This window comes from Wolbachia endosymbiont (group A) of Lasioglossum morio (assembly GCF_947250585.1).
GTDB lineage: Bacteria > Pseudomonadota > Alphaproteobacteria > Rickettsiales > Anaplasmataceae > Wolbachia > Wolbachia pipientis.
In genome coordinates, this window is sequence record NZ_OX366327.1 from 1,223,109 (window position 1) to 1,240,583 (window position 17,475).

Sequence of the window (17,475 nt, forward strand, 5' to 3'; positions counted from 1 at the left end):
AAGGTGTTGTTACTTAGTATATTCTTGCTTCCACTGATAGGAGCGTTGATTTTATCCTTAATCAGGATTAATCATCAATCTATACACTTAAGATTCCTTGCTCTATTTTTTGCTGTACTTCCATTTTTGCTTAGCATTGTAGCTTGTATAGAATTTGATTATAACGATGCGGACTTTCAGTTTGTCAGCTACCCAATTAGAAATGTTGGAATAGGGATAGATGGTATATCGTTGCTTTTCCTTCTGCTTACAACTTTCTTGTTTGTAATTTGTATACTCTACAACTGCAAAATGAGTTATACAACCCTTAGGCCATATATGGCATTATTTCTACTGCTTGAGAGTTTTGTAGTCGGTTTTTTCGTTTCACTGAATGCTATAAGCTTTTATGTGTTTTTTGAAGCTGTTTTAATACCAATGTTCTTTATTATTGGCATTTGGGGAGGAAAACACAGGGTATATGCAACGTTTAAGTTGTTTCTTTATACATTAACTGGCTCATTATTATTTTTACTTGGATTGGTGTACATCTATAGCACTTTTGGGACGTTTAATATACAAAAATTAGCTACATTAGTGCCAAACCTTGATCTTGAAGTGCAGTCATTGCTGTGGATTGCATTTTTTATTTCTTTTGCAATAAAAGTACCGATGTTTCCATTTCACACTTGGCTTCCTGATGCGCATGTGCAATCACCAACTTCTGGATCTGTGATTTTAGCTGGCTTGCTTATTAAAATGGGGGGATATGGATTTTTAAGGTTTTCTATTCCAATGCTTCCTCAGGCAAGTTTGTATTTTTCAAATTTCATTGTTGTGCTGAGCATTATTGCGGTGATATATGCTTCTCTAGTTGCGTTTGCTCAAGATGATATAAAGAAGTTAATAGCTTATTCTTCAATAGCACATATGGGGATCGTTACTGCTGGCCTCTTTTCATTTTGTGAGGAAGGAGTACTGGGTAGCATATTTCAAATGATTAGTCATGGCCTTATTTCTGCTGCTTTATTTTTGTGTGTTGGAATGCTATATACTCGAACTGGAACTTTGGAGATTGCAAAATATTTTGGCATAGTAAACACAATGCCAAAATTTGGTTTTATGTTCATTTTATTTTCAATGGCTTCAATAGGGCTACCTGGAACATCTGGATTCATAGGTGAGTTTTTGGCTATGGTTGGAATGTTTAAGAGCATAGGGTTTTTTACAGGATTTATCGCACTTGGCACTATTTTAAGCGCAGTTTATATGCTGAATTTATGTAAGCAAATAATATGGGGGGTTAGCTATTCTAAATTATTAAATAACCGCTTGGATAGCATAGAATTTTCTGTCTTAATTCTGCTTGCAGTGTTTGTTATTTTGCTTGGATTCTACCCAACCCTTGCACTGAATTATTTGAAGCCATGTATGGCAAATTTGTTAGTCAAATATAATGCGCTATGAATTATATACAGATATTGCCGGAAACGTTCTCTATTATCTCCTCGTTAGTGTTGCTGCTGCTTGGGATTATATTTAACCGCCGCACTATCAATTTACTAGCACTTGGCTGCACAGTGGTAACTTTGATTATTTTAATTATTTCGGCAGAAAACAATGAAATTTTTCTCTTTAATTCGTTGTTAAAACTCAATTTATACATCAGGTCAGCCCAAGGGTTAATTCTCAGCACAGGAATTTTAATACTTTTGATGCTGAATTTATCAAAATATGACTATAAATATGAATTTTCAATACTGATTCTTTTTGCGCTATTTGGCATGATAACTTTAGTTTCAGCAAATAGTCTGATTTCTTTTTACTTAGCTTTTGAGTTGATGAGTATATCTTTATATGTTCTTGCGAGCTTTAATAAAGATTCAGCTTATTCATGCGAAGCAGGAGTGAAATATTTTACACTCAGTGCGTTATCTTCCTGCATTATGCTATATGGAATGTCGCTGCTTTATGGATATACAGGACAAGTCAATTTCTCTGAGCTCAGTTCATTCTTGCAAAACCACCAGATAACTTATGGAATAGTTTTTGGGTTAGTCTTTGTCCTAATTGGTTTGTGTTTCAAGCTTGCTATTGCTCCTTTTCATATGTGGGCTCCAGATGTTTATCAAGGTGCACCTACCATAGTAACTGCGTTTTTTTCTACAGCTCCAAAAGCTGCACTTGTAACATTTTTAATTCGATTGATGAATGAAGAGTTAGTAAATGTAAAAAGTTATGTTCAGCCTATTTTCTTATACGTTTCAGCATTGTCTGTGCTTATCTCAGCTTTTGGAGCCTTGCGTCAGCAAAACTTAAAAAGGCTGCTTGCTTACAGTTCAATTGGTCACATTGGTTTTATATTTGCTTCACTTTCTATTTTTACACAAGCAGGAACAGATAGTGCCTTAATGTATCTGGTGATATATATCATCACAAGCATAGGGCTATTCTCATATCTCGTACAAATTGACGATGACGATTGTGATATTGCAAATTTATCTGGTATAGGGAAGAAACGCCCAATTGTAGCATTTCATCTTTCTGTGCTGTTACTCTCGATGTCGGGAATACCTCCACTTGCAGGTTTTATCGCTAAATTTTTTATATTCAAAAGTTTAATAAATTCTGGCTTTATCAGCCTGTCCTTGATCCTTGTAATGGCAAGTGTTGTATCGTGTTACTATTATCTAAATATCATAAAAGCTATGTATTTTGATAAAGCTAGTGGTAATAAGGTTGCTTATTCTAAGGGTCTATTCATTATCACTTCAGTGGCTTCACTGATCAACCTCGTTCTTTTCTTGTATGTAGAAGTCTTTACTCACTTATTGAACTAAAGGGCTGACAATGTGATCCCTGAGGGTTTTCATATTCATCATTACAAAGAAGTTTCAAGCACTAATAAAGAAGCGTTGGATTTAATTGATAAAGGAATATCAAATGAAACTATTATTATTGCCGACAAACAAACAGAGGGTAGAGGGCGTACTGGAAAAAGTTGGGTTTCTCCAGAGGGTAATTTTTATGCGAGTTTGATAATTAACCAAGAAACGGATGTTAGCAAATTAACAGAATTGACTTTTGTTACTGCTCTTGCTGTTGGAAATACTATACTGTCATTTATAAATGGTCTAAATCTCCAGTATAAGTGGCCAAATGATGTCCTTATTGATGGCAAGAAAATAAGTGGAATATTGCTTGAAAAAAGATCCAATTCGAATTGGCTCATTATAGGAATTGGAATTAATGTCAATCATGCACCACTTCCAGGAACAACGTGCATTAGCAATTACGGTGAATCTGTGTCTAACATGGATCTGTTAAAGGAATTAATAATAAATTTTAATAAGCTAAGAAAGCAATGGCTATTTGATGGGTTTTATGCTATAAGAGAAATGTGGTTAAAAAAAGCATTCAAAATGAATGAGCAAATCAGTGTAAAGTTAGCTGACAAATTGTATGAAGGAATTTTTGCTGATATAGATAAAAGTGGTAAATTGGTGTTGCAGCAAAAGGATGGAAGCTTAATTTATTTTGATGCAGGTGAGTTATTTATTGATAATGCATTATGAATACATATGTAATTTTTGCTTACCTTATTAGTTTTACGTTGATTACCGGAGAACTGATTTTTACCATTTCTTGCTATACTAAAAGTAAAAAAATTCTAGAAAGCCTGAAAGATAATAATGAAGAAGAAACATAAGCGATTACTTATAACTTCAGGAATTTTCTGCTTTTTAAGCTGCATAGCCTTTTTTATTTTAACAACGCTCAAAGAAAATATCTCATTTTTCTATACAGTAAGTGAGGCAATAGTTTTACCAAATAGTCAAAAGCCAATCCGTGTTGGTGGAATGGTTGTTGAAGATAGTGTGATACGGAGCGAAAGTGAAGTAGTTTTTCAAATGACAGATTTTAACAAAAGCGTTGTGGTAAAATACCAGGGAATACTTCCACCGATGTTTTCAGAAAAAAGTGGTGTTGTTGTGCAAGGTAAAATGTCTGATAATAATACCTTTCTTGCAGATACGGTGTTTGCAAAACATGATGAGAACTATATGCCGAAAGTTTTAAAATAGATTCCTTAATCTGGCTATATTGAAATAGTATGTAGAGAGAGTAACAGCCTGCTAGCAAGCTGTTACTTTCTTAACTACTACAATATATCAGAGTGAGTTGGTGCTTCCCATTCATCTATGTTGTCATCACTAACCGTTCCTGTTTTTAATTTTTCAACTTCTTCTCTTAGATTATTAAAGTTTTTTTCCAAAATTTCATAATTCTGATTAGTACCCATAACTACCTTGTCCAAATCATATAAATCCTTACTCAATTTATTCTGAACATAGTTTGCATTAAGCCTCAATTGGTAATCCAAGTCAGAAACAAATGTGTCGTTTAAATCTGCGATTAGTTTGTCTAGAATTGTGTGGACATAACCAACCGACGCATTCTTTTCTTTATTGCTCTCAAAAGATTTAGGCTTAATTTTGACTTCTATGTCATCTATCATTCTATATTCGTCTTCGACTATTCTTTTTAGTGATTCATCGTCTTCTACGCTTTCTTTTACACTGTAATTACTCATATTAACTCCTATAAAAAATTAGAATTTAAAACTAACTAGTTACCTTGAAATGGTATGTGAAAGAAAGCAACAGCCTGATATCAGGCTATTACCTTTTTTATTAAAGCAATCCGTTCTCTTCACCAGTAATATGGAGTAATGGAGGAGCTTCTCCAATATCTGGAATCGAATTCCTAAGATCTGCAAGTTCACTGTCTATACTACTTGTCTTGCTGCCTATACTATCTATGGTTGATGATAATTGTGTTATTATACCACTTTGAATTGCACTATCCATATTTTTGTCATACTTATTAATGCTGTTTATCAAGCCATCATAAAAATTTTTAAGGTGCTTTATGGTCAATGTAATTTGTGGCATCTTATCAATCTCTTCTTGTGTCATATCTTTAGTTATATCAAATTCTTCCTTTGTTTTACCACTGACAATCTTCTTTATTACTGGCTTTTCAAAGCTTGGTTTATCAAACTTCGGCTTCTGAAGTTGCAATGCATTATTTGATTCAACTTCTTCACTAGAATATAATTTTATATTTTTATTCATAACAGTTACCTCCTATAAAAAAACTACTTATCTTTATAAATCACTACTATACAAATAACAGTGAATCATTATTAATGTCTACTATTGTGAAGTCTGGAGCCTGTCCAATGTCTGGCATATCGTCCTTGATTTGCTTGAGCATCTCAATCATTTCCTTGTTCTGTTTACTCTGCTCGTCAAGTTCCCCTTTTAATGCATCAATAATAGCTTTAGACTGATCCTTACTGCCGAGATCACCAATCACAGCTGTCACTTTCTCATAAGGCAGTTTGTGAATGATGTCTTTAAGCTCTTCTGCACCTACGTTATCCAAAAGTTCTTTAAACTGCTCATTAGACATATTGCGAGCAAAAGCTTGAAGTTTGTCTGGGTTGTCAACTAAAGACTTAATGATAATCTGAATCTTATTAGAATCAGTTAAATCCTGAGCAATTGCTTCGAGTTTCTCAGGATCAAGCTTATTAACTAAGTCTTTCAGTTGTTCTTCTTGCAGACTATTTACTAAAGCTTTCAACTGATCACCTTCTAATTCTTTGGAGAGTATTGTCAAGTGGTGCTCAGCCAAGTCTTTTGCAAGCACTGTAAATTGCTCGTCATTTAAAGTTTTAATAAGTGCTTTGAACTGATCCACTTTTAAGTGAGGTAAAATTTCTTTTACTTGCTCTGAATTTAATTTTCTCACTAGAGCTTCAAGCTGAGTATCATTTAAAATAGGAACAATTATTTGTAACTTTTCTGGATTTAGTTCCTGAGCGAGGGTTTTTAGCTGGTGATTGGTTAGATGATCCACTAAAGCTTGGAGTTGTTCATCTGTTAAGTTCTCTGCTAAGGCCTGCAACTGGCTTGAGCTCAGTTCAGGAATTATTTTTTGCAGTTGCTCGTTACTAAGAGTATTGGCAAGAGTTTTTAGTTGGCCGTCTGTTAGGCCCTGAATAAAAACTTTAGTAAACGCGTTTGATAGCAACAGTAGCACATCTCTTATATGTCTCTCACCGTAGTATAACATAATGTCTTGTAATACCTCATTGTCAGGTGAATCGATTATATTTCCTGCCTCGTCTGAAAAATAATATTTATTGTTGCCAGTATCTGAATCTTCCCATGTTACATATTTGTATTCCAATTTTTTTGATTTAATAGAACTGCTACACATAGTTTTGAAAGGCTGCACAAGCTCTCTTGTATATGATAACTTAGCCAACTCATTACCGTAATATACAAATGTATGGTTACTTTTTACATAATCTAAGTTAGAATCACTTTTATAATCTTTGGCTACCAGATTTCCTTCATTTTCTTCCTCCAGACATATGTAACTGTCTAGGCAAGAACTGCTGCAAAGTTTTATAGGCAATAAGCCTAGTACTACATCGTTTTTATCATCCAGCGATACAAGCTCAACTTTTTTAATAGGCATTGTAGGATCATTACCTTCAGGCCACTTTATCCTTGTAGTCGGGGTTTTTCTAAACACCTCTTTTCCAGGTATCATCTTAAAAACATGCTTTTTTCCACTCATAGGCGTTACCAATAAATTAATTGTTAGTATTCTAACATTTATTGATTAATTTATTGTTAAATTGGTATATATTACAATTGTAATAACCAACATTACTTGTGTAGAGAAAAGTTACGAAAAGAAATAGAGATTTTCAGGGAAGTAGTATAAAATCCTCATAGATTAAAATAAGCTGCTTTGACAGGTTTTGTGGCGGCTAGAGCTGTATAGACTGGTGGAGGCAAGCGGGATCGAACCGCTGACCTTCTGCGTGCAAAACAGATGCTCTACCAGCTGAGCTATACCCCCAGGTAATTCTTGCTTAAAGCATAAATCACTCAGGCTGAAATGCAAGAAATATTTATCTATTAGGCTATTGCTAAATAGTGTACAAATTCTGCAGGGTGTACACACTTCTCTATTTTTTTGTCTCCTTAGCGTTATACGTCACACCATCCAAATAAATCTGTGAACTGAAAATTAACAAGAAGTTTTCCTTTAAAAATTTTTTAACTAAATTATCACTAACGCAGTATATTATATAATTCATTTAACCACACATGAAAATTTTAGTTTGATTAAAACGGATAAAAACTGTATTGATGTTTAGTATAGCTGAAAAATGAAATGATCCCGTAGCTCAGCCGGTAGAGCAACTGACTTTTAATCAGTGGGTCACGCGTTCGAATCGCGTCGGGATCACTCACAAATTTTGAAAAACATGCTAAAAGAACAAGACAAAATATTCACCAACCTAAATGGTAAAGAAACTCCACTACTTGAGGGTGCAAAAAAACGTGGTAGCTGGCAAAAAACAAAGGAATTACTGGATTTAGGATCAGAAAAAATCATTGATGAAGTAAAGAAATCTGGTTTGAGAGGTCGAGGAGGTGCAGGATTTTCTACCGGCCTTAAGTGGAGCTTTATGCCCAAAAATCTCCCAAAAGCATATTTAGTAGTCAATGCAGATGAGTCAGAACCTGGTACATGTAAAGATAGAGATATATTGCGATACGAGCCACATAAGTTACTTGAAGGAATTCTCCTGGCCAGCAGAGCGATCAGCGCATCAGTTGCGTATATTTATATCAGGGGTGAATTTTATAATGAATATTTAGTTCTAAAAAAAGCACTTGAGGAAGCCTATAAAGAAGGTTTAATTGGAAAAAATGCCTGCAAATCAGGCTATGATCTTGATGTGTTTATCCATAGGGGCGCAGGAGCTTACATATGTGGGGAAGAAACAGCTCAACTTGAATCAATTGAAGGAAAAAAGGGCTTTCCTCGCATGAAACCTCCATTTCCTGCAGGTGTTGGACTTTTTGGCTGCCCAACTACAATAAACAACGTTGAAACTATAGCCATGGTTCCAGATATTCTGAATCGCGGAGGAGAATGGTTTGCATCTCTTGGTAAACCAAATAATACTGGTACCAAGGTCTTTTGTATTTCAGGGCACGTAAACAACCCGTGTAATGTTGAAGAAGAGCTCGGAATTCCATTACGTGAATTGATTGAAAAATACGCAGGTGGAGTGCGAGGGGGTTGGGATAATTTACTTGCTGTAATACCTGGTGGGTCTTCAGTGCCATTAATTCCAAAATCTATATGCGATACTATTGAAATGGATTTTGATTCATTAAGAACTGTACAATCAGGGCTTGGTACTGCTGCTGTAATAGTGATGGATAAATCAACTGATATAATAGCTGCAATAGAGAGGTTATCACACTTTTATATGCATGAGTCCTGTGGACAATGCACACCATGCCGTGAAGGTACTGGATGGATGTGGAGGATTATGAAGAGGATGGTGGCAGGAGATATTAAGCCTGATGAAATAGATAAGCTGCTTGACCTTACAACTCAAATAGAAGGACATACAATTTGCGCGCTTGGCGATGCTGCAGCTTGGCCGATTCAAGGATTAATAAGACATTTTCGCCATGTTATCAAAGAGAGAGCGATAATTTAACTCTACTTATACTTCTTAAGCCGTCTTGCTACTTAGCAACCAGAGCTAAAAAATATTGATTCCCTTCCCTTTTAGGTGCCAATTCTACCTTTGCAATATCTTCAGTGTCTCTAATTAGCCGTTCTAATTTTTCCAGTCCGACTTCAGTGTTTATAAGCTCTCTGCCTTTAAATCTCATTGTAACTTTGATTTTATGCCCGTGAGCAAGTAAGTCTCTTGCTTGACGCAATTTTGTTCCGTAATCGTGATCACCAATATTGGGACCCAGTTTAATTTCTTTTATAGTTAATGTTTTTTGTTTCTTTTTTGCTTCACTTGCTTTCTTTTTTATATCATACTTTTGTTTGCTATAATCCAGAATTTTACATACTGGAGGGGTTGAATCAGGTGCAATTTCTACCAAGTCTAAACCAACACCTTGTGCAAGTTCCAAAGCTCGTTCTATTAGCACGATTCCGACCATTTCACCACTGTGATCAACTAAGCGTACCTCCTTAGCTGTGATGAATCCATTAATTCTGTTTTTATTATTCTTTTTAACTTGCAAACTTTAACTCCCTTAATTCAAATTAATACTTTTTAACAGCGATTCTTTAGCCTTTTCCAAAGAAAAAGACTCCTGTCTTTCCGATCCTAAATTTCTTACTGACACAGTTTTACTTGTAACTTCATTTTTGCCTACAATCCACAATATAGGAACCTTGTTTGAACTATGCAAACGTATCTTATAACTAATTTTTTCATTGGTCAAATCAGTCTTGACTCTCACACCTTGTTCTTTTAAAATATTGCTAATTTCTGTGGCGTAACCGTCAGCTTCATTTGTAATGGTCAGAATAGCAAGTTGCGTTGGAGCAAGCCAAACTGGAAATTTTCCTGCATAATTTTCTATCAAAATTCCGATAAAACGCTCAAAAGTCCCAAGAATTGCCCTATGTAACATGACAGGGTGATGCTTGTGCCCATCTGCCCCTATATAAAAAGCTCCCAGACGTTCTGGTAAAATGAAATCAACTTGTAATGTTCCACATTGCCAATTTCTGCCTATTGCGTCTTTCAAAACGAACTCTAACTTTGGACCATAAAATGCACCTTCACCAGGGTTAAGTTTATAACTCAAGCCCGCTTCTTTAACGGCTTCAAGCAGCGCTTTTTCAGCTCTATCCCACACTTCATCATTACCTGCTCTAATATCTGGACGGTCTGAAAATTTCACAGAAATTTCATTAAATCCAAGCTCTGAATATACTTCTTTTAAAAGGTCACAAAACTTTATAGTCTCAGAATTCACTTGTTCTTCCATACAAAAAATGTGTGCATCGTCTTGCGTAAAACCACGTACTCGCATCAGTCCGTGCAATGAGCCTGAGCTTTCATTTCTATGGCATGTGCCAAACTCTGCCATACGTATTGGTAAATCACGGTAGCTCCTGGTGTGAGAATTAAAAATCTGCACATGACAAGGACAATTCATGGGTTTTATTGCTAACTTTTTATTCTCAGATTCGTCAACAATAAACATATTTTCACGAAACTTATCCCAATGTCCAGATCTTTCCCACAGCTCTTTACTTACTAAAATAGGAGTTTTTACCTCAAAATAGCCATTATTTATTAGCTTCTTTCTGATGTAAGACTCAAGAACATTATATAGAATATATCCTTGTTCATGCCAAAAAACCTGCCCAACAGCTTCCTCTTGAATGTGAAATAAATCCATATCCTTAGCAATTTTGCGGTGATCACGTTTTTCTGCTTCTTTGAGGCACTCAAGGTAAGCGTTTAATTCATCCTTATTTCTCCATGCTGTACCATATATTCGCTGCAACATTGGGCCCTTTGCATCACCTCGCCAGTATGCACCCGCTACTTTCATAAGTTTAAACGCTTTAACTCTGCCGGTTGATGGTGAGTGCGGACCACGACATAGGTCAATAAAATCACCTTGCCTATAAACAGTTAGGTTTTCACCCTCTGGTATGGATGAGATAATATCAACCTTATATTTTTCGCCTATATCACTAAAGAAATCAATTGCCTGCTTGCGAGTCCAAACTTCTCGAACAAATCTGTGGTTACTTTTTACAATCTCTTTCATTTTCTTTTCTATTGCGGTAAGATCGTCCGTAGTGAAGGTACGACCTGTAGCAAAATCATAGTAAAAACCGTCCTGAATTGTTGGGCCGATAGTAATCTGAGTATTAGGAAATAGCTCTTTCACTGCCTGTGCCATTATGTGAGCAGCATCATGCCTTATTATATCTAAACCCGCTTCGTCACTCAGTTGTATCACCTCTATCTCTGCATCAGCTTCAATTTCACGTGAGAGATCATGCAACTCACCATTTACCTTAAAGGCAATTGCTTCTTTCAAAACATCCGGTTGTAATATATCAAAGCCAGTAACTTTACCACTGTATTCTTTTACTTTTTGTTCGGCTGAAAAAGTAATCCTAATCATTTATCGACCCTTTTGTCTAACCCTCTCTTTGTCATCCCAGTGCGTGACACTGGGATCCATCTTATTTTTATAATGGAAATTAGTTTAACGTATGCTCCTAAAATCTGTTGTCCATTGCACAATTTGCAAATATTTTTATGCCTGGACCCCAGTGTCAAGCACTGGGATGACACCTTTGTGTTTGAGGCAAAACAGGTTATAACATTTAACATACTGCCCTCGCAAACAAATGTTCGTACAGTTGTGTATCAGCTACTGGGATGACACCACCCCTAGTGGGCACTGCCCTTAAATCATAATGGATAACAGGGTTATAAGCTCTGAACATTAATAATAAGGCCTATTCTTTTTTAACCTGAGTGCAATTGCATCTTCCCAAACTTCACCATTACGCAATAACTTTTCTTTATTGTACATTAGCTCCTCTCTTGTTTCAGTAGCAAATTCAAAGTTAGGACCTTCAACAATTGCATCAACTGGACATGCCTCTTGGCAAAGTCCGCAGTATATGCATTTTGTCATATCAATATCATAGCGCGTGGTGCGGCGACTACCGTCTTCTCTTTCCTCTGCTTCAATAACTATTGCTTGAGCAGGGCAGATAACTTCACATAATTTACAAGCTATGCATCGTTCTTCACCGTTTGGATACCTACGCAACGCATGCTCACCACGAAACCTTGGACTTAAAGGGCCCTTCTCCATAGGATACCTCAAAGTAACCTTTGGCTTAAACATATATTTTAATGTAATAACAAACCCTTTAATTAACTCTACAAAAGACCAGTACCAAGCTAATTTCTTGAGCATAAAATATTTAAAACTTGTGTCAGTCATTATAAATCATATTATCAGTTTTCAAAATAAATATTTTCACCTGGGTGACTTTTACAGCTTTTCTATATAATACATTCACTAGTATGATAGTACTGCATTAATATAAACTAGCAAGATAGATAAAAATTTTGAATATTTTCAAATTAGGTATTTTGGTTTCTTAAGTGTAATATTGCTAAGTAGTTTATATAAATAATGACAAACACAAATGAAACTATTTTCGCTTTGTCGACCGTATTTGGTAAGTCAGGAGTTGCAGTAATCAGAATTTCAGGCAATTACGCGCTTAAAGCTTTAAATCATTTTCATATTAAGAAAGAAATTAAACCAAGATTTGCTACTTTAGTTGATCTATATGATGATTCCAGTCAATTGATAGATAATGGAATAATCATCTATTTCCCTGCTCCAAACAGTTTCACTGGCGAGGATGTTATAGAGTTACAAGTGCATGGAAGCAAGGCAGTTATAAAAATCATCTTGGAGGAATTATCAAAAGTTTTCGTTATGGCCAAGCCTGGAGAATTCTCACTTAGGGCTTTTCTAAATGGTAAATTTGACTTAACGCAAATAGAAGGGATTGCAGACTTAATTGATGCTGAGACGAAAATGCAAGCTAAACAAGCGATTAAGCAGATATCAGGAGAATTGGAGAGACTATACAGCAATTGGAGGCAAAGATTGATAACGATACAATCCAAAATCGAAGCATATATAGACTTTCCAGAGGACATTTGGGCAGAAAAAAGTGAGTTGGAAAAAATTAATAATGAAGTGCAATCTCTCGTGCGATTGATACAAGAGCATTTAAATGATAATAGACGGGGCGAAAGGTTGCGTGAGGGTTTACATATTGTAATAACTGGTGAACCAAATGTCGGTAAATCAACTCTGTTTAATTTCTTAGCCAAGCGTGATATTGCTATTGTTTCTGAATATGCAGGCACAACAAGAGATATACTTGAAGCTCATATTGACATTGGCGGATACCCAATCATTCTCTCTGATACTGCTGGAATTCGTGAGAGTTCAGATCCAATAGAATCAGAAGGTATAAGTCGAGCGAAAAAGAGGTCTTTTGAAGCTGATTTAAGAATAGAACTATTTCCTTTTGAACAGCGTCATAATATCAATTGCAACGTTGTAAATAGCGATACTATTTATGTATTGAGCAAAGCTGACGATGTTATCAATAATCACGATATAAAAATTAATGGCATAGATCTTTTACCCGTTTCTATTCTAAAGGGAATAGGTACAAACAAATTGATCTCTCTCATAAAAGAGAAGGCAGAGGAAAAATTTGGGCATGATAGAGACACTCCTGTGATTACTCGGCAAAGACATAGGAATCACATGCAGAAAGCACTGGAACATTTACAACGTTTTAATATCGATAATCCAATTGAGTTGATATCTGAAGATTTGAGGCTTGCTGCATTTGAACTTGGTGCGGTGATTGGAATTATTGATGTTGAGGAAATATTGAGTAGTGTGTTTAGCAACTTTTGCGTGGGCAAGTAAAGCTTTTATAGATTGCTTAAAATCAAATGTTGTGATAGAAAAGAAATGGACGGATGGCCGAGCGGTTTAAGGCACCAGTCTTGAAAACTGACGTACGTGATGAGCGTACCATGGGTTCGAATCCCATTCCGTCCGCACAGCATCTCGCTATGCTAGCTGATTTTTAGAGCTTATTTGGACTATGTGGTTCATAACGCTGGAAATCTTGTCTAATCTAGCCACATCTTTTAAAAATACATCCCTTTGTAAATTGACCTTGTTAGCAAAGAAAGCTAATATCTATAAATAGATCACCATCTGAATATGGAAACCGATATCGTAATAATAGGTGCAGGGCCTGTTGGAATATTCACTGCTTTTCAAGCGGGAATGCTTGATATGAGATGTCATATAATAGATGTTTTGGATCAAGCAGGAGGACAATGCACAGCTCTTTACCCAGAAAAGCCAATATACGATATACCTGGTTATCCTGTAATTACTGCCCAAAAATTAATTGAGCAGCTAATGGAGCAAGCTTCGCCATTTAAGCCTATTTACCATTTAAGTCAAAAAGTAGAAAAGATTTCAAATAACGAAGGTGAAAACTTTACTATCATAACGAGCATAGGTACAGAGGTAAAATGTAAGGCTGTTATTGTTGCTGCAGGTAATGGAATGTTTGAACCTAACCGTCCACCCTTAAGTGGTATATTAGAATATGAAAATAAATCTGTATTTTACAGTGTAAATAAAATTTCTGATTTTCAGGACAAAACTATAGTCATTGCAGGGGGGGGTGATTCTGCCGCTGATTGGACTGTAGAACTTTCTAAAGTTGCAAAGAAAATTTATGTGATACATAGAAGAAAGGAATTTCGCTGCACTCCTGAAACTAGAAATAAATTAGAATCACTTGAAATTGATGGAAAAATAGAACTGGTAGTGCCATATCAATTACACGAACTAGCAGGAGGTAATGGGCAGTTGAGCGCAGTGATAGTAAAAAACATTGCCTCTAAGGAAGAAAAAGAAATATCCGCTGATTTTTTGCTGCCATTTTTTGGATTGTCAATGAATCTTGGTCCAATAAACAATTGGGGTATACAGTTAGAACATAGCCGCATAGTTGTCGACCCAGCTACACTTAAAACCAGTAGAGATAGGATATATGCAATCGGAGATATAGCTATTTATTCAGGCAAACTAAAATTAATACTAAATGGTTTTGCTGAGAGCGCCATGGCTTGTTATGACATATACAAAGTAATCCACAACTCTCCGGTTAATTTTCAATATTCAACCTCAAAGGGAATTCACGGAAAAGAAAAACTTCCTTGACAAACCTCGCCAGCTCCCTTATCATGAAACTGAAGCTATTGTATTTGCTTTCGCCAATCTGCAGATTAAAAGGTAAGGATTACTTAATGTATCGGCGTCTTATGTTCAATTTTTTGCAGTATATAGATACTGTATGTCTTTACAAAACTTCATCTACATCTAGATTTTTATCTAAATAAGCTGAACGCGCTTATAAAGCGTTACAAGACATCAAAAAATGCCAATACTCGACAGAGATAGTAAAAGACTAGCTAACTCGGGGATTCTTTGTCTTTTTTTCTGCTTAGTAAATTTCTTAAACGTTTGCAGCGTAAGTTAGTTGCAATTAAAAGCAGCTTAATCTCGCTTGTCAAGCGTTTAAAACATAAAAAACGCCAATATTTTAAAGCGGATAATAACCCCAGGGCTTCTTTTGCCTTTTTTTTCATTTGGTAAATTTCTTAAATATTTATGGCTAAACGACAACCGTCATCCCGCTGCTTGTTAGCGGGATCTAGAGATACCGCGAATGAATCGCGGTATGACGTAGATTGCTGTCATTCCAGTGCTCCTTTTTTTGTCATCCGAGTAGCTGACACTGGGATCCAGGAAACTTAACTTTACACCAGGTGAATGTACAATAAGAACTGGATTCCAGACTGGAATGACACCGAAGGGGCTACTGGGATGACAAAAGGGGGCACTGGGATGACAGGAGAAAGAGGCACTGGAATGACAAAGAGGGTACTTGGATGACAGGAGGTAATGCAGGAAGTCTAATAGTGCAGCAACACGGAACCCCAGGTCAGGCCTGCACCTATTGAAATCAGCAGTACCAGATTTCCTGATTTTATTTTTGATTCTTGTATTGCATAGTCTAAGGCCAGTGGAATTGATGCCGCTGAGGTGTTTGCATGCTTATCAACGGTATTAATCACTTTCTCTATAGGAAAATCTAATTTCTTTACTACTGCTTCAATAATACGAATGTTTGCTTGATGGGGAATTAACCAGTCAATATCAGTGATTTTCAAATTATTGCATTTCAGAGTTTCCTCTACTGAGGCTGTTAACTTATCCACTGCATGTTTAAACACTTCTCTTCCATTCATGCATATTTTTCCAGAATCACCAGTTGAGGATATCCCTCCGTTCGTACATAGTATGTCCACATTGCCGTCAGAGTATAAGTTTGTTGATATGATGCCGCTTCTACCCATTTCTGATTTCATCACCACTGCACCAGCACCATCACCAAAGAGTACACAAGTTGACCTATCTTCCCAATCAACAATCCTAGACATTATTTCAGCACCTATAACCAATGCATATTTAATTCTATTGTTAGATTTTATGAGCGAATCAGCAACTGTAACTGCATATATAAAACCAGAGCATGCTGCTTGTACATCAAAAGCAAATGCGTTTTTACATTTTAACTTACTTTGTACAATCGTTGCACAGCTAGGAAAAGTTTTATCAGGAGTTGTTGTAGCAACTATAATCAAGTCAATTTCATCTACTGAAATTTTAGCTTTTTCTATAGCACTTTTTGCTGCATTTACAGCTAGATCTGACGTTAGTTCTCCTTCATCTGCTATATGCCTTTGAACTATTCCTGTTCTCTGCCTTATCCATTCATCGCTCGTCTCAACTATCGATGCAATTTCGTTGTTACTCAACATTTTTCTTGGTAGGTAAGATCCAGTGCTTAATATGAAACTTTTATTCAATATGACTTACCCCGTTAATTATCTTTTGATTTAAATTTTCACTAATTGCATTTACTGCAAATTTTATGGCATGGGCAAAAGAAATAGCATCAGAATTTCCATGACTTTTAATGATGATACCATTCAGCCCTAAAAACATAGCTCCACTTCTAATTTTGGGATTAAAACGCGTTAAAGCTTTATTTAGTTTGGATTTTAACAATATACCAACAAGCATTTTCGCTATCCACGAATTGAATACTTCCTGCTTTATTAGATTGATAAAGGTACTAGCGGTTGCCTCAGCCGTTTTGAGCATTACATTGCCAACAAAACCATCAGCAACAATCACATCTATATTACCCTCTAAAAATTCACTTGCCTCTATATACCCTTTGAAATTAATGCCTGGAGCGTTTTTAAGCAACTCAAAAGCGCCGCGCACTGAGTCATTACCTTTAACTTCTTCTGTGCCGATATTTAGCAAAGCAACTTCAGGATTGTCAATTTTTAATGCTATTTTTGCAAATATACTACCCATTAACGCAAATTGAAATAATGAGTCGGCATTACAATCAACATTTGCACCAAGGTCAAGCAAAGCGAAGCTTTTTGTCTTAGTTGGACAGATAGAGGCAATAGCAGGACGATAAATGTTTGGTAATGTTCCTAAAATAAATCTGGAAATTGCCATCAATGCTCCGGTGTTGCCTGAAGACACCACTCCGAAAGCTTTACCTTTTTTTACTGCCTCAATGGCAGCTTTCATACTTGAGTCTTTACGATGCCTCAGTGCAAAAGATGGCTTATCATTTGCAAGAACATTGTCAGAACAATGAGTAAACTCAGAATTGTTACTTACTTTTTTGTATTTTGAAAGCAAAGGAGATACTTCTTCCTTATCTCCATAAATATGAAAAAAAACTTTAATGCCTGGGTCAACAAGGTTGTCTAAAAAAAAACCAGCACCATGAATTACGGAAAGAGGCGCAAAATCGCCCCCCATAGCGTCAAGTGCAATAACTATATTATTATTGACCGTAGGTAACATA

The 17,475-nt window shown here is 36.0% G+C and carries 19 protein-coding genes and 3 tRNA genes; 11 read left to right on the plus strand and 11 right to left on the minus strand.

Features of this window, described 5'->3' with window-relative positions; all coding sequences use genetic code 11:
* Window positions 1-3: 3 nt before the first annotated feature.
* Genes OOK89_RS05985 through ccmE form a run of 5 tightly spaced genes read left to right on the plus strand, consistent with a single transcriptional unit; the run spans window position 4 to window position 4,064 of the window.
* Complete coding sequence (locus OOK89_RS05985) at window positions 4-1,446, plus strand: complex I subunit 4 family protein (protein WP_264718966.1); 1,443 nt, start codon at window positions 4-6, stop codon at window positions 1,444-1,446.
* Window positions 1,443-2,819 carry an NADH-quinone oxidoreductase subunit N gene (locus tag OOK89_RS05990; RefSeq protein ID WP_264718968.1) on the plus strand — a complete coding sequence of 459 codons (1,377 nt, stop codon included), beginning with the start codon at window positions 1,443-1,445 and terminating at the stop codon, window positions 2,817-2,819. Before OOK89_RS05985 ends, OOK89_RS05990 begins: the two co-directional genes overlap by 4 nt.
* A 12-nt stretch (window positions 2,820-2,831) precedes the next feature.
* Window positions 2,832-3,554: a biotin--[acetyl-CoA-carboxylase] ligase gene (locus OOK89_RS05995; protein WP_264718969.1), complete on the plus strand. Its 723-nt coding sequence runs from the start codon at window positions 2,832-2,834 to the stop codon at window positions 3,552-3,554.
* Window positions 3,551-3,688 (plus strand): CcmD-like small membrane protein, encoded by a 138-nt coding sequence (locus OOK89_RS06000; RefSeq protein ID WP_182158513.1) that lies wholly within the window; start codon window positions 3,551-3,553, stop codon window positions 3,686-3,688. The genes OOK89_RS05995 and OOK89_RS06000 overlap by 4 nt, the downstream gene beginning before the upstream one ends.
* Window positions 3,672-4,064, plus strand: a complete 393-nt coding sequence (gene ccmE, locus OOK89_RS06005) for a cytochrome c maturation protein CcmE (RefSeq protein WP_151807799.1) — start codon at window positions 3,672-3,674, stop codon at window positions 4,062-4,064. The genes OOK89_RS06000 and ccmE overlap by 17 nt, the downstream gene beginning before the upstream one ends.
* A 77-nt stretch (window positions 4,065-4,141) precedes the next feature.
* Here the strand turns inward: ccmE and OOK89_RS06010 are convergent, their stop codons facing one another.
* The 4 genes from OOK89_RS06010 to OOK89_RS06025 all read right to left on the minus strand — a co-directional run bounded on the left by OOK89_RS06010 (window position 4,142) and on the right by OOK89_RS06025 (window position 6,924).
* The gene (locus OOK89_RS06010; RefSeq protein ID WP_264718970.1) at window positions 4,142-4,573 is read right to left on the minus strand and encodes a hypothetical protein; all 432 of its coding nucleotides are present in this window, start codon (window positions 4,571-4,573) and stop codon (window positions 4,142-4,144) included.
* A gap of 100 nt (window positions 4,574-4,673) precedes the next feature.
* Window positions 4,674-5,117 (minus strand): hypothetical protein, encoded by a 444-nt coding sequence (locus OOK89_RS06015; RefSeq protein WP_264718971.1) that lies wholly within the window; start codon window positions 5,115-5,117, stop codon window positions 4,674-4,676.
* Window positions 5,118-5,163: 46 nt separating this feature from the next.
* Window positions 5,164-6,636 (minus strand): magnesium transporter MgtE N-terminal domain-containing protein, encoded by a 1,473-nt coding sequence (locus OOK89_RS06020; protein WP_264718972.1) that lies wholly within the window; start codon window positions 6,634-6,636, stop codon window positions 5,164-5,166.
* A gap of 212 nt (window positions 6,637-6,848) precedes the next feature.
* Window positions 6,849-6,924 (minus strand) — tRNA-Ala (locus OOK89_RS06025).
* 320 nt (window positions 6,925-7,244) lie between these two features.
* Between OOK89_RS06025 and OOK89_RS06030 the strand changes: the two genes are divergently transcribed.
* Window positions 7,245-7,317, plus strand: a tRNA-Lys gene (locus tag OOK89_RS06030).
* A gap of 19 nt (window positions 7,318-7,336) precedes the next feature.
* A complete protein-coding gene (gene nuoF, locus OOK89_RS06035; protein ID WP_264718973.1) occupies window positions 7,337-8,590 on the plus strand; it encodes an NADH-quinone oxidoreductase subunit NuoF in 1,254 nt (417 codons plus the stop codon).
* A 28-nt stretch (window positions 8,591-8,618) separates the two neighbouring features.
* Here nuoF and infC read toward each other — a convergent pair whose 3' ends face one another.
* From infC to nuoI, 5 genes are read right to left on the minus strand one after another with little or no spacing between them, the layout of a single operon-like run.
* Window positions 8,619-9,137 carry a translation initiation factor IF-3 gene (infC, locus tag OOK89_RS06040; protein ID WP_015589305.1) on the minus strand — a complete coding sequence of 173 codons (519 nt, stop codon included), beginning with the start codon at window positions 9,135-9,137 and terminating at the stop codon, window positions 8,619-8,621.
* A 12-nt stretch (window positions 9,138-9,149) separates the two neighbouring features.
* Window positions 9,150-11,051: a threonine--tRNA ligase gene (gene thrS / locus OOK89_RS06045; RefSeq protein WP_264718974.1), complete on the minus strand. Its 1,902-nt coding sequence runs from the start codon at window positions 11,049-11,051 to the stop codon at window positions 9,150-9,152.
* Window positions 11,048-11,263: a hypothetical protein gene (locus OOK89_RS06050; protein ID WP_264718975.1), complete on the minus strand. Its 216-nt coding sequence runs from the start codon at window positions 11,261-11,263 to the stop codon at window positions 11,048-11,050. Before OOK89_RS06050 ends, thrS begins: the two co-directional genes overlap by 4 nt.
* Window positions 11,257-11,379: a hypothetical protein gene (locus OOK89_RS06055; RefSeq protein ID WP_264718976.1), complete on the minus strand. Its 123-nt coding sequence runs from the start codon at window positions 11,377-11,379 to the stop codon at window positions 11,257-11,259. The genes OOK89_RS06050 and OOK89_RS06055 overlap by 7 nt, the downstream gene beginning before the upstream one ends.
* Window positions 11,379-11,861 (minus strand): NADH-quinone oxidoreductase subunit NuoI, encoded by a 483-nt coding sequence (gene nuoI, locus OOK89_RS06060; RefSeq protein ID WP_038199316.1) that lies wholly within the window; start codon window positions 11,859-11,861, stop codon window positions 11,379-11,381. Before nuoI ends, OOK89_RS06055 begins: the two co-directional genes overlap by 1 nt.
* 222 nt (window positions 11,862-12,083) lie before the next feature.
* On the opposite strand from nuoI, the gene mnmE reads away from it, so the two are divergent.
* The 4 genes from mnmE to OOK89_RS06080 all read left to right on the plus strand — a co-directional run bounded on the left by mnmE (window position 12,084) and on the right by OOK89_RS06080 (window position 15,467).
* On the plus strand, window positions 12,084-13,412 hold the full coding sequence (mnmE, locus tag OOK89_RS06065) for a tRNA uridine-5-carboxymethylaminomethyl(34) synthesis GTPase MnmE (protein WP_264718977.1): 1,329 nt from the start codon (window positions 12,084-12,086) through the stop codon (window positions 13,410-13,412).
* A 47-nt stretch (window positions 13,413-13,459) separates the two neighbouring features.
* Window positions 13,460-13,547: transfer RNA gene (locus OOK89_RS06070), tRNA-Ser, on the plus strand.
* 168 nt (window positions 13,548-13,715) lie between these two features.
* Entirely contained in the window at window positions 13,716-14,732 is a 1,017-nt protein-coding gene (locus OOK89_RS06075; RefSeq protein ID WP_264718978.1) for an NAD(P)/FAD-dependent oxidoreductase, read from the plus strand.
* Window positions 14,733-15,344: 612 nt separating this feature from the next.
* Entirely contained in the window at window positions 15,345-15,467 is a 123-nt protein-coding gene (locus tag OOK89_RS06080) for a hypothetical protein (RefSeq protein ID WP_255317430.1), read from the plus strand.
* 20 nt (window positions 15,468-15,487) lie between these two features.
* On the opposite strand, the gene OOK89_RS06085 is transcribed toward OOK89_RS06080, so the two are convergent.
* Entirely contained in the window at window positions 15,488-16,444 is a 957-nt protein-coding gene (locus OOK89_RS06085; protein ID WP_010962965.1) for a beta-ketoacyl-ACP synthase III, read from the minus strand.
* Window positions 16,437-17,474 (minus strand): phosphate acyltransferase PlsX, encoded by a 1,038-nt coding sequence (gene plsX / locus OOK89_RS06090; RefSeq protein ID WP_151807807.1) that lies wholly within the window; start codon window positions 17,472-17,474, stop codon window positions 16,437-16,439. Before plsX ends, OOK89_RS06085 begins: the two co-directional genes overlap by 8 nt.
* Between the last annotated feature and the right edge of the window lies 1 nt (window position 17,475).

Excerpts from the sequence above, each read along its gene's own strand:
- OOK89_RS05990 (WP_264718968.1), top strand. The coding sequence starts at position 1,443 with ATGAATTATATACAGATATTGCCGGAAACGTTCTCTATTATCTCCTCG.
- OOK89_RS06000 (WP_182158513.1), top strand. The coding sequence starts at position 3,551 with ATGAATACATATGTAATTTTTGCTTACCTTATTAGTTTTACGTTGATT.
- ccmE (WP_151807799.1), top strand. The coding sequence starts at position 3,672 with ATGAAGAAGAAACATAAGCGATTACTTATAACTTCAGGAATTTTCTGC.
- OOK89_RS06010 (WP_264718970.1), bottom strand. The coding sequence starts at position 4,573 with ATGAGTAATTACAGTGTAAAAGAAAGCGTAGAAGACGATGAATCACTA.
- OOK89_RS06015 (WP_264718971.1), bottom strand. The coding sequence starts at position 5,117 with ATGAATAAAAATATAAAATTATATTCTAGTGAAGAAGTTGAATCAAAT.
- OOK89_RS06020 (WP_264718972.1), bottom strand. The coding sequence starts at position 6,636 with ATGAGTGGAAAAAAGCATGTTTTTAAGATGATACCTGGAAAAGAGGTG.
- nuoF (WP_264718973.1), top strand. The coding sequence starts at position 7,337 with ATGCTAAAAGAACAAGACAAAATATTCACCAACCTAAATGGTAAAGAA.
- thrS (WP_264718974.1), bottom strand. The coding sequence starts at position 11,051 with ATGATTAGGATTACTTTTTCAGCCGAACAAAAAGTAAAAGAATACAGT.
- OOK89_RS06050 (WP_264718975.1), bottom strand. The coding sequence starts at position 11,263 with ATGTTAAATGTTATAACCTGTTTTGCCTCAAACACAAAGGTGTCATCC.
- OOK89_RS06055 (WP_264718976.1), bottom strand. The coding sequence starts at position 11,379 with ATGTTCAGAGCTTATAACCCTGTTATCCATTATGATTTAAGGGCAGTG.
- nuoI (WP_038199316.1), bottom strand. The coding sequence starts at position 11,861 with ATGCTCAAGAAATTAGCTTGGTACTGGTCTTTTGTAGAGTTAATTAAA.
- mnmE (WP_264718977.1), top strand. The coding sequence starts at position 12,084 with ATGACAAACACAAATGAAACTATTTTCGCTTTGTCGACCGTATTTGGT.
- OOK89_RS06075 (WP_264718978.1), top strand. The coding sequence starts at position 13,716 with ATGGAAACCGATATCGTAATAATAGGTGCAGGGCCTGTTGGAATATTC.
- OOK89_RS06080 (WP_255317430.1), top strand. The coding sequence starts at position 15,345 with ATGTACAATAAGAACTGGATTCCAGACTGGAATGACACCGAAGGGGCT.
- plsX (WP_151807807.1), bottom strand. The coding sequence starts at position 17,474 with ATGTTACCTACGGTCAATAATAATATAGTTATTGCACTTGACGCTATG.